Here is a 13,772-nt window from a genome sequence, read left to right as displayed (position 1 = left end):
TGACGCATTGTCCGGACGTAAAACCGCTACGCATTTTTACTGGAAATGCTTAAGGCAATAAAAAACCCGCAGTGCCGAGCGCAGTGCGGGTTTCTGATACGGATACTGGTGGGTTATTTGCCGCCCAGCGCGTTCTTAACCATGTTGGCCGGGTTGGCGCCGCCCTTCAACAACTGGCCAAGGAAGGTCAGGTCCTTGCCGCCCGTTGGTGTGGTGCGGGAAATCATATCGAACACCTTGCCATCCTGCAGCGTATAGTGCGCGCGCTGGCTGACAACGCCATCCTTGTCGAAGTAGATGGCCAGAATGGACTGTTCCACCAGCTTGGGCTTCATGAAAGCCACAGGGCGGGTACGCTTCTGGGAAATGTAGTAGAACACTTCGTTGTCGAACGTTGCCGTTGTGGACGGTGTGCCGAGCGACAGCAGAACCTGCTCGCGGCTGGAGCCCACGGGAACGAGGTCCAGCGTTTGCTGATCCACAACGTAGCCCTGATTGAGCACTTCGCCGGTGGTGCAACCCGTAAGAACGATGCCTGAGAGGCCGGCAGCGACGACAACACTTTTCAGCAATTTCATGTCTGACTTGAAATACCGTTTCTTCAACGACATCTCCCTTGAGGTGGCGGTGGCAGGTGTGCCATTGCAATTGGTGCTTGCTTGGGTAGACCAGCTTGCGCCGTCATGCAACAACACTTGGACGTTTCATCCGCATTTTGAAGCGTTAGAACCTAGGCATTATGATGATTTTTGGTCTGTTCGGCAAAAAAAATAACAACAGCGCAATTGTGAAATCGCAATACGAGCTGTTGACGAGCGCCGCGCGGCAGCCCTTCCTCTATACGGATCTCGGTGTGCCGGATACCGTCATGGGCCGGTTTGAAATGCTGTCGGCAGTCCTGATTCTGTATTTTCGCCGCACGCGCAGGGCTGAGCGCGCTGGACAGGAGATTGCGCAGGCCATTATCGACGCCTTTTTCGAGGATATCGACCACTCGATCCGGGAGCTTGGCGTTGGCGATATGAGCGTTCCTAAACGCATGAAGAAACTGGCAGGCATGTTCTACGGGCGGCTGGAAGCCTATGCCAAGGCACTGGAGCGCCGCGATGTCGATGAACTCGCGCTGGCGCTGGCGCGCAACTTCCATCCGGATGCCGAGCCTGCGCCCGATATGCTGCCGCTCGCCATCTATCTGGTAGCCTGCGAGGCTTCTCTTGAACTTGTGGATGAAGCGGATATTGAAATTGGCCAGTTGCGCTTGTCTGCTGCCGGTGTATGAACCGGACTTGACCGCTTTAAGAGGACCCCTTCGATGACTGCGAGTGACCGACCACCTTTTTCTTACCCGGTGAAAATCGCCAACCTGTCTGCCAATGCGGTGGATGTGCGTTTGGCGGCCGATGAAAGAGAATGCGCAGCGGTTGCCGCAACGTGGGATGTGCTGGCGGTCAAGGATCTTTCGGCGGAACTTCACATGGCGCGCTGGAAAAAGGATGGCGTAAAGATTCGTGGGCACGTGAAGGCGCACATCGTTCAAGCTTGCGTCGTGACACTTGAGCCGGTGGAATCCTTTATTGACGAGCCTTTGGATGTCGTTCTGGTGCCCGAAGGGTCGCGGTTGGCGCGCATTGCCGCCAATGATTCCGGCGAGATGATCCTGAGCCCGGAAGGGCCGGATCTGCCGGATACGTTCGTGGGCGACACGATTGATGTGGGCGATGTGGTGGCAGAGCATGCGGCTTTGGCCATCGATCCCTATCCGCGCAAGGAAGGTGCGGTGTTTTCCGGGCACATTGAAAGCACGCAAGCCGACGATGAAAGGCGCAACCCGTTTGCCGCGTTAAAGGCTTTGAAGAAAGACGAGTAGGCTGTATATTACAGAATATTGACAAATTGAGTTGAGGCCTCCTTAAAAAACGCTAGTTTTAACGGTCTTCCACATATACGGGGGTGTGGCCGAACGACCCCTTAAGCGCAGTCGCGCCTACGGCCAGTATAAAGGACAAAAGACGCGTGGTCAGAATTTCTCTCGATGTCATGGGTGGCGATTACGGTCCCCAGGTCGTCATTCCCGGTGCTGCAAAAGCGCTGGAGCGTCATCCCGACATTCGTTTTCTGCTCTATGGACTGGAAGCCGACTGTTTGGCGCTGCTGGACCAGTATCCTGCCCTGAAGAAAAACAGCACATTCCACGCCAGCGAGCTGGCCGTATCAATGGACGAAAAGCCGAGCCAGGCATTGCGCCGCGGGCGTGGCAAGTCGAGCATGTGGCAGTCCATCGATGCCATCAATGCGGGTGTATCGGACGTTGCCGTGTCTGCGGGCAATACGGGTGCGCTGATGGCGATGTCGATGTTCTGCCTGCGCACGATGGGCGGCATTCAGAGACCGGCAATTGCCGCCATCTGGCCGACGCTTAAGGGGGAAAGCATCGTTCTGGATGTGGGCGCTACCATTGGTGCGGACGCCCAGCAACTCGTTGATTTTGCCCTGATGGGCGGGGCGATGGCCCGGGCGCTGTTTGAAACCGATAAGCCGACCATCGGCCTGCTCAATGTTGGCGTGGAAGAGGTGAAGGGTCAGGACGATGTCAAAGAGGCAGGTCGCCTCATCCGCGAGATGAACCCGGATAATTTTGAATATTTCGGCTTTGTCGAGGGCAACGATATTGGCCGGGGGACGGTGGATGTGGTGGTGACCGAAGGGTTTTCCGGCAACATCGCCCTGAAGACCGCCGAGGGTACCGCCCGCCAGATCGCGGAATATCTGCGCGCCGCCATGTCGCGCACGCTCATGGCCAAGATCGGTTACGTGTTGGCCAAGGGCGCATTCGACCGCGTTCGGGAGAAGATGGACCCGCGCAAGGTCAATGGCGGTGTGTTTCTGGGCCTGAACGGCATTGTTATCAAAAGCCACGGCGGTACGGATGCCGAGGGCTTTGCCGCAGCGATTGATGTCGGCTACGACATGGTTCGCAACGGGCTCAAAGACAAAATCGAAAACGATCTCAAAAAATACCATGCACTGCGCTCAACTGAGGACACGACAGATGGCATGAGCGAGGTGCAGTCATGATCAGATCAGTCGTTCGCGGGTTCGGCTCCAGCCTTCCGGCCCGTGTGGTCACCAATCAGGAACTGGAAAGCATGGTCGATACCACCGATGAGTGGATCGTTCAGCGAACCGGCATTCGCCAGCGCTATCTGGCAGGCGAGGGGGAAACCACGGCATCTCTGGGGGAGGCTGCCGCGCGTGAGGCGCTGGATCGCGCCGGACTGATGATTGACGATATCGACCTCATCATCGTCGCGACCTCTACACCGGATAACACATTTCCCGCAACAGCGGTCAATATCCAGCATCGGCTGGGCATGAAGCACGGCGTGGGGTTTGATCTTCAGGCGGTCTGTTCGGGCTTCGTTTTTGCGCTTACGACTGCAGATGCTTACATTCGCACCGGTCTGGCCAAGCGCGTTCTGGTGATTGGCGCAGAGACATTTTCGCGTATTCTGGACTGGACCGACCGTACGACCTGCGTCTTGTTTGGTGATGGCGCTGGCGCGATCATTCTGGAGGCCGTTGAAGGTGAAGGCACCATTGCCGACCGTGGCGTACTGACCACCAAATTGCGCTCTGATGGCTCCAATAAAGAAAAGCTGTATGTCGATGGTGGACCGTCCACAACGGGCACTGTTGGCCAGTTGCGCATGCAGGGTCGTGAAGTGTTCAAGCATGCAGTGGGCATGATCACCGATGTGGTTGAGGCTGCGTTCGAGGCGACCGGAACCACGGCGGATGACGTCGACTGGCTGGTACCCCATCAGGCCAATATCCGCATCATCGATGGTTCGGCCAAAAAACTGGGTATTCCGCTCGAAAAGGTTGTGGTCACGGTGGATCAGCACGGCAACACGTCTGCCGCTTCTATTCCTCTGGCTCTGGCTGTCGCAGCGGGTGACGGTCGCATCAAACAAGGCGATCTTGTTCTGCTCGAGGCTATGGGTGGCGGCTTTACGTGGGGTGCTGTCCTGCTGCGTTGGTGAAAACTAACGAACGGCAAACGCTTGACCGAACTGCTTGACAGCCATAATCTTAGATATTGAAAATACGGTTTCCAAAGAAACGGCTGGGATCATGAGCGGAAAAACAGTGACACGAGCAGATCTGGCGGAATCGGTATTCCGAAAGGTCGGCCTTTCGCGCACCGAGTCGGCCGAACTGGTTGAAACCGTGATTGACGAAATTTGCAACGCCATCGTCCGGGGTGAGAGCGTAAAGCTGTCATCGTTTGCCACGTTTCAGGTGCGCGACAAGAACGAGCGTATCGGGCGGAATCCAAAGACAGGCGAGGAAGTGCCGATTTCCCCCCGTCGTGTCATGACCTTCAAGGCGTCTAACGTCCTGAAGCAGCGCGTGCTGAAATCGCACATGACACGCAAGGCCAAGCAGAAGCCACCGGCGGCTTCGTCTTAACCGGATATCGCGCCCCTTTTTCAGGGGTGGAACGAACCCTTGCCAGCATTAGACCTGGCCCTTTCAAGGGATGGATATGGAAAAAAGCCCCGACGCCTTTCGCACGATCAGTGAAGTGGCCGATGATCTCGACCTTCCACAGCACGTCCTGCGCTTTTGGGAAACGCGGTTTCCGCAGATCAAGCCCATGAAACGCGGCGGTGGCCGCCGCTATTATCGGCCCGAGGACGTGGACCTGTTGAAGGGTATCCGTCACCTCCTGTACGATCATGGCTATACGATCAAGGGCGTGCAAAAGCTGCTCAAGACCAACGGCAACAAGTTCGTGTCTGCGATTGCCAGTGGCGATATGGCGACGCTGGAAGCTATTGCGGCGGCCAATAACGACGAGCCTGCACCGCCCAAGGCAGCCAATGCCGATGAGGACCAGATTGTCGGCCGTGCCAAAGCGCCGGCCAGCCGTCGCTTTTTCAGCTTTTCTGGCGGCAATGACGATATGCCGGAGATATCGCTGGGAAAAACCTCCGTCAGCAAGGAAGACCGAGCCTTGTTGCAGGAGGCACTGTACGATCTGCTGGAATGCAAGCGTTTGCTGGATCAGGTGCGATAAGCTTACAGAATGGCCCTGAAAGCATTAAGGCCAGCTTTGGGCATATGGATGCCTAAAGCTGGCCTTAATGGTCGGAACGGCAGGATTTGAACCTGCGACCCCTTGACCCCCAGTCAAGTGCGCTACCGGGCTGCGCTACGCCCCGAACGAGGAAATCCCTATATACTGGCGGCATGACACGCAAGTCCTAATTTCCAAAATTCCACAAAATCAGGCTTCCGAAGATACCCGCTTTCGGGTGCGGTGTTCCAGCGCCGCGCATCCCCAGATGATGCCGAACAGCAGATAGAAATGACGCCAGTGATCGGTATCGATAAGATTGCCGATGAGAGTGTGACCCGCCAGCGAAATCCATGAGATCATGAGATAGGGTTGCCACGGTCGATCACGCAGAAGATAGCGAAACCCTAAAGACAGCGTCCATACGAGAAGACCGACATAGCTGACGAAGCCGAGCCAGCCATAATCCAGCAGAAACTTCAGCCAGATATTGTGCGTATCCTGTCCGTAAATTTTTCCAAAGACCAGCGGTCCGATACCGAGAGGGCGCTCTAACGCCAGCTGGTAACCGAGCAGGTGGCGCCCAAAACGCCCATAGGGTCCCGCATCGTAATCCTGCACCAGTTGGGTGCGGCTCGCCAGCAACGCCGAGACCTGCTCGAACTGCAAGGCAATGACAATCGTTGCCAGCAGGAGGAGGGTGCCTGCGAGAAACAGCATGAGAATTTTCGCGCGGAAGGCCGCGCTGCGCTCTTTGAGCAGCAGGATGAACACCAGCGCCAGCACACACACCACATACAGGCCCCATGCTGCACGCGAGAATGACAACAGCACGCCGAGCGCCATAATCAACACCCCGGCCACCCGCCACGGTAGGTGGCGCAACCGCCCGGTAAGGATGCCGTGAAGCAAGAACAGCGATGGGGTTACCAGAAACGGGCCGAATACATTGGGGTCCTGAAAGGCGCCCTTCGCCCGGTCGTAGAGCGTGAACTGACCGGCACCGGGAATAGCTCCAAAATAACCAAGGATCCCCAGCAGTGCCGTACCGACGCCTGCCGCAATCCAGCCCGCACGGATAAAGGTCAGCCTCTGCCAGCGATCTTCGATGACGGCGGCAAAAAAGACTGCCGTCAGGCCAAGGAAGGCAGAAACGGCCATGTACATCGGTGCTTCGGCGAGATCCGACATTACGGTCATCGCCAGCAAACCACCGATAGTGATGAGCACAATCAAAACCAGCAAGGGAGCGACGGAGCGTGATATGCGCAAGCCGAACAAGGCCCAGATACCGATCAGAGCCGCCATCAGCAGTTCATAAGGCGCAGGTTCGCTGATGACGAAGCCAGAGAGAAAGACGCCGAACGCAATAAACACTGAGCCGAGTAAGGCCAACGTCGCCTTTTGCGGAGAAAACGCTGGTTGCGGGCGTTCAGCGCTCAATAGGCGTTTTCCGTATTCAGCAGCCGAACGGGTGTCAGACACAGTATCTTAAAATCAAACCACAGTGACCAGTTCTCGATGTAATACAGATCGAACTCGATACGGTTCTTGATCTTGTCATCATGGTCGATTTCGCCGCGCCAACCGTTGATTTGTGCCCATCCCGTCACCCCCGGCTTGACGCGATGGCGGGCAAAATAGCCCTCCACGACCTCAGCATAGCTGCGGTTATAGGTGGATGCCAGAAGCGCGTGAGGTCTTGGCCCCACAAGGGAAAGATCGCCGCGCAGCACATTAAGAATCTGTGGCAATTCGTCGATCGAGGTCTTGCGGATGAAGCGTCCAACGGCTGTGACCCGTGGATCACCCCGTGTAACGGCGCGGCGGGCAGTGGGGTCACTCATTTTCGTATACATCGAGCGGAATTTGAAGACCTCAATGGTCTCATTGTTGAAACCATGCCGCTTCTGTTTGAAGAAAACCGGGCCGGGCGAGGACAGTTTGACCGCGATAGCGGCGCCGATAAAAACCGGCCAGAGCAGCACCAGCGCGAGCAGACTAAAGACGATATCGAAACAGCGTTTCTTGACCGAATTCCAGTCCGTAATCGGACGATCATAAACGTCCAGCATCTGTACGGTGCGCACGCGCGAATAGCTGCGGGGGCGGAAGCGCAGATTGCTGGCAACGGCGGCGATGCGAATATCGACCGGCAGCACCCAAAGCGTTTCCAGAAGTTCCAGGATGCGCTCTTCCGCAGACAGCGGCAGCGAAATGATCAAAAGGTCGATGCGCGCCACGCGTGCAAATTCCACCAGCTCGGCAATTGTGCCAAGTTTTGGGTAACCCGCAACGATATTGGGTGAGCGCCGCTCATCCCGATCATCAAAAATTCCGCAGATACGGATATCGTTATCGGGCTGCTGTTCCAGCGCACGCGCCAGATTGCGTGCCGGCGTACCGCCGCCCACGATGACGGCGCGCCGTTCCATCATGCCATTGCGCGCCCAGCGCCGGACGATGAGGCCAACGATGGCGCGCAAGCCAACCAGACACAGGGCCCCGAGCACATACCAAAGCACAAACCAGACACGCGAGTAGGTTTCGCTTTGCTTCAGAAGAAACAGGACGACGACCAGAAGGGTGAAGGCAAACGTGTGCGCCGACAGCACCCGTGGCAATGTGCGCAGAGGGGTGCGCAGCGATGGAAGGGTGTAGACCCCGCTCATTTGCAGCAGGAAAACGGTCAAGGCGGCACCGCCAACGACAAGCGGCGCATAGGCCCGCACCGTTGCCGCTGTGGAACCGACGTAGAAGACATGGATGAGTGCCCCAAGAGCAATCAGGCCTAGAACTTCGAACAGACGAACGAAGCCGGGCAACATTCTGGGTGAATATGTCTGTGCCTGAAACTGAAGCGCAACGTTCTGCGCGAGGGGATTCAGGTTGAAACTGTCACCGTCGCTGCCTGACGCTTCTGGCACGCTCTCGCCCTCGTTGCCCAGCTCCTCCGGCCGCCACCGGGGCTGCGCCTTGAACCTTTTCATAACCATGATGTCCAATGCTGCCTTGCTTGCAAACCAAACAAAGCGCCTGTTGCCGCCAGACATCTATCTAATGGTTCTAAGGGGTAAAACCTAGGGTAAACTCGTGCGATAGATGTCACAAATTCTTGCTGACATTTGCGAAGCACTGAAGCTGTGTCGTAACGTTCGGTCGTCGGGCATCGCTGCGTTGAGAGCAGCAGCGTCGTGCAGAAAACTGGTCATGAGATCGGCCAGATGCAGCGGATCGTTTGGCCGCGCTAGGGCAGGGCTTTCCTGTCCCAGAATCTCCGGTATCCCGCCGACACGAGAGGCCAGCACCGGCTTGTCCGCGGCCAGCGCCTCAAGAACGATGTAGGGCAACGATTCCGCACGGGATGGAACGACCACACATCGTGCCAGCGCGAATGCATCACGGGCGTTCATGGTGGGCCGCATCTCTATGCGTTTTGAAAACCCGTGTTTGAGAATATACTGCCGGTAGGCGGAAGCGTTTGGTCCGTCCCCGACGATCACGGCGGATAGCGGGCGGCCAGCGTTTCGCTCGGTCTGAGCAAAGGCGCGCAGGAAAATATCCGGACCCTTCAGATCTCGAAGCATCCCTATAAACAGAAAATCGGCAGCATCTGTGTTGGCTGTTACCGGTGCAAAGTCGCTTTCGGGCAAACCGTTATAGACAACGGCGCTCGCGATATGTGGCTCGCCAACCTTGGCTCGGTAGGTTTGCCGCTCGAACTCACAGACGAAGATCAGCGCGTCCGTCGCCCGTTCCATCAGGCGTTCAACAGAAAAGAACATCTTTCCAGTCAGCGTTCTCGCATCAAAATGCAGGCTGCCACCGTGGGGCGAGTATATGCGCGCAACAGGCTGCTGCTGGTAACGCAGTGCCGCGCCGATCAGGCGGGCAATCAGCCCACCCTTCGCGCCATGTCCATGCAGCACATCCGGCTTGAGTGCCTTGATGTCCTGATAGGCGGACACCAGCAGGCGCATATCGCTGAGGCCAATGGAGCGGCGGATCGGCAAGCGTTGCAGGCCGAGCGACAGGAAGGGTTTCAACGCGTCAAAGAGCGCGTCCTCGTGCGGCCCGCCGGTCGTGCTGTCGCAGATAATGCCGACCTCGTGCCCGGCTGCTGCGTGGGCGATGGTCAACTCCCGTACGTGCCGGAATATGCCGCCAATGGGAGACCGGAAGCAGTGCAGAATACGCAACGGTCGTCCGTTGGGCATCCGCGTCAGAACAGCCGTTCGCGAACGTAAATCGTATCGCCAGCCATGACCGGATCGGTAATCAGCACGCGGCCGGTGATGATGTCTCCATTAATTTTGCGAGTGATATCGACATTTGTCTGATTGGCGCGGGTTGAAAAGCCCCCAGCAATGGCGATAGCGTTTTGCACGGTCATCCCCGGCACATAGGCATATTGCCCGGCCTGACCCACTTCACCCATGATGTAGACAGAGCGGTAACGGTCAATTTCGATGGTCACGTCGGGATCACGCAGAAACCCTTGCTTCAACTTTTGCGCCAAGGTGCGCTCCAGTTCCTGCAATGTGCGGCCCCGCGCAGGCACACCGCCAACCAGTGGGAAAGAAATGTATCCAGCCTGATCGACAGCATAAACACCGGTCAGGCCCGTTTGCTCAAACACCGTAATGCGCAAACGGTCACCGCTGTCCAGCCGGTACGGCTGAGTGGTCACCACATGGAAGGCGCGGGGGGCGGGCTTGTAGCTTGCGCAGCCCGATAGCGCCACACAGAACGCAAGCGCCAGCCATAGCGACAGCCGCCAGATGGCGCACGAGTGCGTGCGATGATCGGAATATGTGTCAGCGACTATCATTAGCGCCCCTGCCTGGCGAACTCTATACGTTGTTATCGAACTGTTAGGGTTAACGTAGCGTAAAGCCTGCCGTAAATACTGGATTTCGCGGGCTGAAAGCAATTTAAGACCGGAGCGAAGCGAGGATCGATAAGATTATGCTTAAAGGGGTATAACTCCTGCTATTAACTCTTGTGATACCATAATGGCCTTAAATTATCGTCGCGGCGATTGGGAGCAGGGCATGACGGGTGTGGTCGGTGGCGAGCGGGATGCAGATATCGATCTGCCACGCCTGTTTCGCGCCATTTGGCAAAAACGAGGCAGGGTGGCCGTAGCAACGCTGGGCGTTGCGGCGCTTGCTTTTGCCGGTGCCAGCCTGCTGTCGCCAAAATATCGCAGCGAGACCCGCCTGCTTGTCGAACCGCGCGGGGTGGACCGCAGTCAACCCATTGACCCAACTGCTCTGGACGATCTCGGTGTGGGAAGTCAGGTGCAATTGTTGCAATCGGCCGATCTTTTGCGCCAGGTCGTCCGAAATCTCAATCTGCAGCAAGTTCCCGAACTCGATCCGGCGTCGACTCCTTCTGTGCTGTCTGATCTGCTTGTGTTGCTGGGCGCACGAAAAAATCCGCTCGACGTGTCATCGCAAGAGCGGGTGCTTGATGCGGTGGAAGACCGTTTGGCCGTGTATCAGGTCGACAGGTCGCGCATTATCGGCGTGCAGTTTACATCGAAAGACCCGAAGCTTGCCGCATTGGTGCCCAATGAAATTGCGCGTGTGTATCTATCGCTGCAAGCCGGTGCCAAGCTTGACTCCGATACCGAGACGACACGCTGGCTGGAGCCGCAACTGGAAAGCCTGCGCGGGCGGGTTCAGGAGGCGGAAGAAAAGGTTGCGCAATATCGCACGAATTCGGACCTGCTTCCGGCGGGAGACGATGGCACAGTTTCCAATCGCCAGTTGGGCGATATTTCTGCTGAGCTGACGCGGGTTCGGGGCGAAAAGGCGAATGCGCAGGCGAGGGTGGACTCTGTCCGCACAGCGCTCGCCAATGGTCGGTCAGTCGATAATTTTCCTGATGTGATAGGCTCGGCCACCATTCAGCGATTGAAGGAAACCGAGTCGCTCATTCAGGGGCAAATCGCTGAACAGTCCATAACCCTGCTGGAGGGCCATCCACGGATCAAGGGCCTGCGCTCACAACTATCAGGCGTGCGCCAGCAAATTCGCGAGGAAACCGCGAAAATCTTGTCCAGTGTCGAAAACGAAGTGAATGTCGCGGAACTGCGCGAGCGTGAGCTGGAGCAGCAGGTGAACGCGCTCAAGGCAACCTCGGCGCAGGAGGGGGAAAGCAGCGTTGGCCTGCGCGCGCTGGAGCGGGAGGCAAATGCACAACGTCAGTTGCTGGAAACCTATCTGTCGCGTTACCGGGAAGCCGCATCGCGCACCGACCAAAGTGCCACCCCCGCCGATGCTCGCATCGTGTCACAGGCGGTAGAGCCGTCCGAGCCGTATTTCCCGAAAGTGCTGCCCATAACGCTTGTGGCCGGTCTCGCAACCTTTCTGCTCTATACCATCGCTATCATGATGCAGGAGCTATTCAGCGGCCGCGCCTATCGTACGCCGGGCGAGCGGACGCCGGAAGCTTCCCCGTCGATACCAGCCGATCCTTTGCAGCAAACGTCGGTCGCCGGCGTGCCAGCCGAGCCGCTACCGGTTGCGGACAGAAAGCCTGAAATGGTTGATCATGGCGACTACGGTATTATGGCTGTCTCGTCCCAGCTCATCCGCAATACGGTGCCGCTTGCCATTTGTGTGTCGCCAGCCGGTGACGAGGGGTCAGCGGCAACGGTCATGCTGGCCCGGCACATCGCGGACGCCGGACGGCGCGTGGTTCTGGTGGATCTCACCGGCTCTGCCTATCCCTCGCAGTTGATGGCTGAAAGTGACGATCTGGCGGGCCTCACAGATTTGCTGACGGGCGATATCGCCTTTGCCGACGGCATCCATGCGGACCGACTGTCACAGGCCCACATTATTCCACAGGGAACCGCTGATGCAGGTGTTGCCATGCGCAGTGTCGACCGTCTTTCGCTGATATTGGAAGCACTGGCCAACGTTTATGACACCGTGCTGGTGGAAAGCGGGCCGGCATCCATTGCGGGGGTTCGACGGTTGACGCACGGGCACAACACCAAGATCATCGTGTCCGCCTATGCTGCCAGCGAGGAACGCGTGTCTGACCTCATCGCACAGTTTGCGCAAGCCGGGTATGATGACATAGTGCTGATGACCGAAGGCACGGGGCCGGGTGGACCCCAGCGCAAGGCAGCTTAAAGTATTCCCAGTGAAGGAGTCTCCTTTTTCACGGAAAGTGCTTTAGCTTAGTCTCCGGCGCGCAGATTGTATGAGGCTGTAAAGGCGCAGATGGGTTTTCAGTGCTGTGAGAAGGCGGTTACGCAGCCGATACAAGGCTGCACCGATATGTCCCTTCCAGGTGAGGGGAACGACCGTGTCGTAATGCGGCGTTTCCACCGTGCACCACGAGCGTTTGAACGCCTGATCGCCGATGCCAAAATCAAACACGGTTTGCCCGGTTTGGCAGGCACGTTCAATCATGTGGTAAAACAGAAGTTCACCGGGACTGGCATCCGCGACCGTCTCGTTGATCGAGCTGAACTGGCAGAGCGTGCGCCCGCCTTTGTGGGTCAGTCCTGCTATCGCGACCAGCGTATTCGATCCATCCTGCAGCCGAATCGCGTTCATTTGCAAGAGGTCGCTATTCTCAGCGGCCAGAGTCTGGAAAAAGGCTTTTATAGACTCTTGTCCAAACACCTCCGGTAAATCCAAGGATTGAAAGCGGGCGGCTTTCTGCTCAAAAAACGCATCGAGAAAGCCGCGATGTTCCTCAGGCGTGGTGGCGATGACGTAACTGTATCCACCGAGCGCCTGCATACGCCGTTGCGAAAGCGAAAACTTCTTACGCCGTCGTTTTGCATTCAACTGTTGAAGCGTGGCCTCCATCGTCGGACGAAGGGTCAACTGAAATGCACTGTTTTGGTTGCGAACCGAGCCGGAGATCACCAGCGGATTGGGCTTGTCTGCGACGATGCTTGGCAGCCGGTCCAGAATAACCAGATCGGCAATACCCTTCAAAGCCCGGCGGAGGTCAACACCGTGTTCAAGCGTGAACAGGCCGGTGTTCAAATTGCTGTGGAGCGTACCGATAAACTGCGCTGTGCGGAAAGGGCCGCGCTGGATGATTTCCAGAGGCAGGATCACATGTGTTTCGCCGCTGCTGTGACCTTCCAGAATCGCCAGTTCCGATGCGTGTGTTGCAACCCACGCCTTGCACCAGTGTAGGGATTGATGCGGCGATACCCATGGCATCTGTTCAAGCTGCCGCCAGTTGTGCTCGATACTCTCAAAATTTGTATGAAGGCGAAACGACAGCTCGCGCAATTCGGTCAGCGGGGCTTCACCGGCTTTTCCATCCAGCGTATGATCAGCATTGCCGGCAGTATCCATAGGAGACCCGTCAGGAAGAAATACATCAGGTGAACCCACCAAGGGGATGTGCCGAGCAGCAGAGACGCAAACGTTGTTGCAATCAACGCGTATGCAATCACCAGAACCAGGATCAGCAGAGTACCGATCAGTTTTCTCAAGCGCACGGGCATTGATTACTTTCTTCATAAGTTTGTCAGGACACGTGGAAACCGGTTTTGCTAAAAACAAACGTCAACAAAATGGCGCCGCGACTCCATGCCGCAAAGGTTTGAACCTTGTTTTGCATCGGTCGCTGGTGCAAATCAATGAAAATGAGCAGGGCCAAGACGCGTTTGGCAGTTTGACGATGAGGCAGTATGATGACC

At 57.0% G+C, this 13,772-nt stretch carries 14 protein-coding genes and 1 tRNA gene; 7 read left to right on the top strand and 8 right to left on the bottom strand.

Annotated elements, in window-relative coordinates:
- Window positions 1-113: 113 nt before the first annotated feature.
- Window positions 114-611, bottom strand: coding sequence for an outer membrane protein assembly factor BamE (locus IFT84_RS00530; protein WP_192117536.1), 498 nt, complete (start codon window positions 609-611; stop codon window positions 114-116).
- 131 nt (window positions 612-742) lie between these two features.
- On the opposite strand from IFT84_RS00530, the gene IFT84_RS00525 reads away from it, so the two are divergent.
- The 6 genes from IFT84_RS00525 (at window position 743) to IFT84_RS00500 (ending at window position 5,083) form a co-directional block, all read left to right on the top strand.
- Window positions 743-1,279: a ubiquinol-cytochrome C chaperone family protein gene (locus IFT84_RS00525; RefSeq protein ID WP_192116698.1), complete on the top strand. Its 537-nt coding sequence runs from the start codon at window positions 743-745 to the stop codon at window positions 1,277-1,279.
- Window positions 1,280-1,312: 33 nt separating this feature from the next.
- Complete coding sequence (locus tag IFT84_RS00520) at window positions 1,313-1,867, top strand: YceD family protein (RefSeq protein WP_192116697.1); 555 nt, start codon at window positions 1,313-1,315, stop codon at window positions 1,865-1,867.
- Window positions 1,868-2,013: 146 nt separating this feature from the next.
- Window positions 2,014-3,075, top strand: a complete 1,062-nt coding sequence (gene plsX / locus IFT84_RS00515; RefSeq protein WP_192116696.1) for a phosphate acyltransferase PlsX — start codon at window positions 2,014-2,016, stop codon at window positions 3,073-3,075.
- Window positions 3,072-4,043 carry a beta-ketoacyl-ACP synthase III gene (locus IFT84_RS00510; protein WP_192116695.1) on the top strand — a complete coding sequence of 324 codons (972 nt, stop codon included), beginning with the start codon at window positions 3,072-3,074 and terminating at the stop codon, window positions 4,041-4,043. The genes plsX and IFT84_RS00510 overlap by 4 nt, the downstream gene beginning before the upstream one ends.
- Window positions 4,044-4,134: 91 nt before the next feature.
- Window positions 4,135-4,473, top strand: coding sequence for an integration host factor subunit alpha (locus IFT84_RS00505; protein WP_192116694.1), 339 nt, complete (start codon window positions 4,135-4,137; stop codon window positions 4,471-4,473).
- A 76-nt stretch (window positions 4,474-4,549) separates the two neighbouring features.
- The gene (locus IFT84_RS00500; RefSeq protein WP_192116693.1) at window positions 4,550-5,083 is read left to right on the top strand and encodes a MerR family transcriptional regulator; all 534 of its coding nucleotides are present in this window, start codon (window positions 4,550-4,552) and stop codon (window positions 5,081-5,083) included.
- Between the two features lie 68 nt (window positions 5,084-5,151).
- On the opposite strand, the gene IFT84_RS00495 is transcribed toward IFT84_RS00500, so the two are convergent.
- From IFT84_RS00495 to IFT84_RS00475, 5 genes are all read right to left on the bottom strand, one after another.
- Window positions 5,152-5,228, bottom strand: a tRNA-Pro gene (locus IFT84_RS00495).
- Between the two features lie 65 nt (window positions 5,229-5,293).
- Complete coding sequence (locus tag IFT84_RS00490) at window positions 5,294-6,526, bottom strand: O-antigen ligase family protein (RefSeq protein ID WP_192116692.1); 1,233 nt, start codon at window positions 6,524-6,526, stop codon at window positions 5,294-5,296.
- Window positions 6,523-8,073 carry an undecaprenyl-phosphate glucose phosphotransferase gene (locus IFT84_RS00485; RefSeq protein ID WP_244651041.1) on the bottom strand — a complete coding sequence of 517 codons (1,551 nt, stop codon included), beginning with the start codon at window positions 8,071-8,073 and terminating at the stop codon, window positions 6,523-6,525. The genes IFT84_RS00490 and IFT84_RS00485 overlap by 4 nt, the downstream gene beginning before the upstream one ends.
- Before the next feature lie 90 nt (window positions 8,074-8,163).
- Window positions 8,164-9,300, bottom strand: coding sequence for a glycosyltransferase family 4 protein (locus IFT84_RS00480; RefSeq protein WP_192116690.1), 1,137 nt, complete (start codon window positions 9,298-9,300; stop codon window positions 8,164-8,166).
- Between the two features lie 5 nt (window positions 9,301-9,305).
- A complete protein-coding gene (locus IFT84_RS00475; protein ID WP_192116689.1) occupies window positions 9,306-9,914 on the bottom strand; it encodes a polysaccharide biosynthesis/export family protein in 609 nt (202 codons plus the stop codon).
- A 223-nt stretch (window positions 9,915-10,137) separates the two neighbouring features.
- On the opposite strand from IFT84_RS00475, the gene IFT84_RS00470 reads away from it, so the two are divergent.
- On the top strand, window positions 10,138-12,234 hold the full coding sequence (locus IFT84_RS00470; protein WP_192117535.1) for a GumC family protein: 2,097 nt from the start codon (window positions 10,138-10,140) through the stop codon (window positions 12,232-12,234).
- Between the two features lie 42 nt (window positions 12,235-12,276).
- Here the strand turns inward: IFT84_RS00470 and IFT84_RS00465 are convergent, their stop codons facing one another.
- Window positions 12,277-13,425 carry a GNAT family N-acetyltransferase gene (locus tag IFT84_RS00465; RefSeq protein WP_192116688.1) on the bottom strand — a complete coding sequence of 383 codons (1,149 nt, stop codon included), beginning with the start codon at window positions 13,423-13,425 and terminating at the stop codon, window positions 12,277-12,279.
- Window positions 13,365-13,577, bottom strand: a complete 213-nt coding sequence (locus IFT84_RS00460) for a DUF2842 domain-containing protein (RefSeq protein ID WP_192116687.1) — start codon at window positions 13,575-13,577, stop codon at window positions 13,365-13,367. The genes IFT84_RS00465 and IFT84_RS00460 overlap by 61 nt, the downstream gene beginning before the upstream one ends.
- Window positions 13,578-13,772 lie beyond the last annotated feature (195 nt).

This window comes from Rhizobium sp. CFBP 8762 (genome assembly GCF_014841565.1).
Classification (GTDB): Bacteria; Pseudomonadota; Alphaproteobacteria; order Rhizobiales; family Rhizobiaceae; genus CFBP-8762.
This window is presented reverse-complemented; position numbering and strand designations above follow the sequence as displayed.

What these genes read in the sequence shown, in the direction of transcription:
- IFT84_RS00530 (WP_192117536.1), bottom strand. Translation starts at nt 611, where the DNA reads ATGTCGTTGAAGAAACGGTATTTCAAGTCAGACATGAAATTGCTGAAA.
- IFT84_RS00525 (WP_192116698.1), top strand. Translation starts at nt 743, where the DNA reads ATGATTTTTGGTCTGTTCGGCAAAAAAAATAACAACAGCGCAATTGTG.
- IFT84_RS00520 (WP_192116697.1), top strand. Translation starts at nt 1,313, where the DNA reads ATGACTGCGAGTGACCGACCACCTTTTTCTTACCCGGTGAAAATCGCC.
- IFT84_RS00510 (WP_192116695.1), top strand. Translation starts at nt 3,072, where the DNA reads ATGATCAGATCAGTCGTTCGCGGGTTCGGCTCCAGCCTTCCGGCCCGT.
- IFT84_RS00505 (WP_192116694.1), top strand. Translation starts at nt 4,135, where the DNA reads ATGAGCGGAAAAACAGTGACACGAGCAGATCTGGCGGAATCGGTATTC.
- IFT84_RS00500 (WP_192116693.1), top strand. Translation starts at nt 4,550, where the DNA reads ATGGAAAAAAGCCCCGACGCCTTTCGCACGATCAGTGAAGTGGCCGAT.
- IFT84_RS00485 (WP_244651041.1), bottom strand. Translation starts at nt 8,073, where the DNA reads ATGAAAAGGTTCAAGGCGCAGCCCCGGTGGCGGCCGGAGGAGCTGGGC.
- IFT84_RS00480 (WP_192116690.1), bottom strand. Translation starts at nt 9,300, where the DNA reads ATGCCCAACGGACGACCGTTGCGTATTCTGCACTGCTTCCGGTCTCCC.
- IFT84_RS00475 (WP_192116689.1), bottom strand. Translation starts at nt 9,914, where the DNA reads ATGATAGTCGCTGACACATATTCCGATCATCGCACGCACTCGTGCGCC.
- IFT84_RS00470 (WP_192117535.1), top strand. Translation starts at nt 10,138, where the DNA reads ATGACGGGTGTGGTCGGTGGCGAGCGGGATGCAGATATCGATCTGCCA.
- IFT84_RS00465 (WP_192116688.1), bottom strand. Translation starts at nt 13,425, where the DNA reads ATGGATACTGCCGGCAATGCTGATCATACGCTGGATGGAAAAGCCGGT.
- IFT84_RS00460 (WP_192116687.1), bottom strand. Translation starts at nt 13,577, where the DNA reads ATGCCCGTGCGCTTGAGAAAACTGATCGGTACTCTGCTGATCCTGGTT.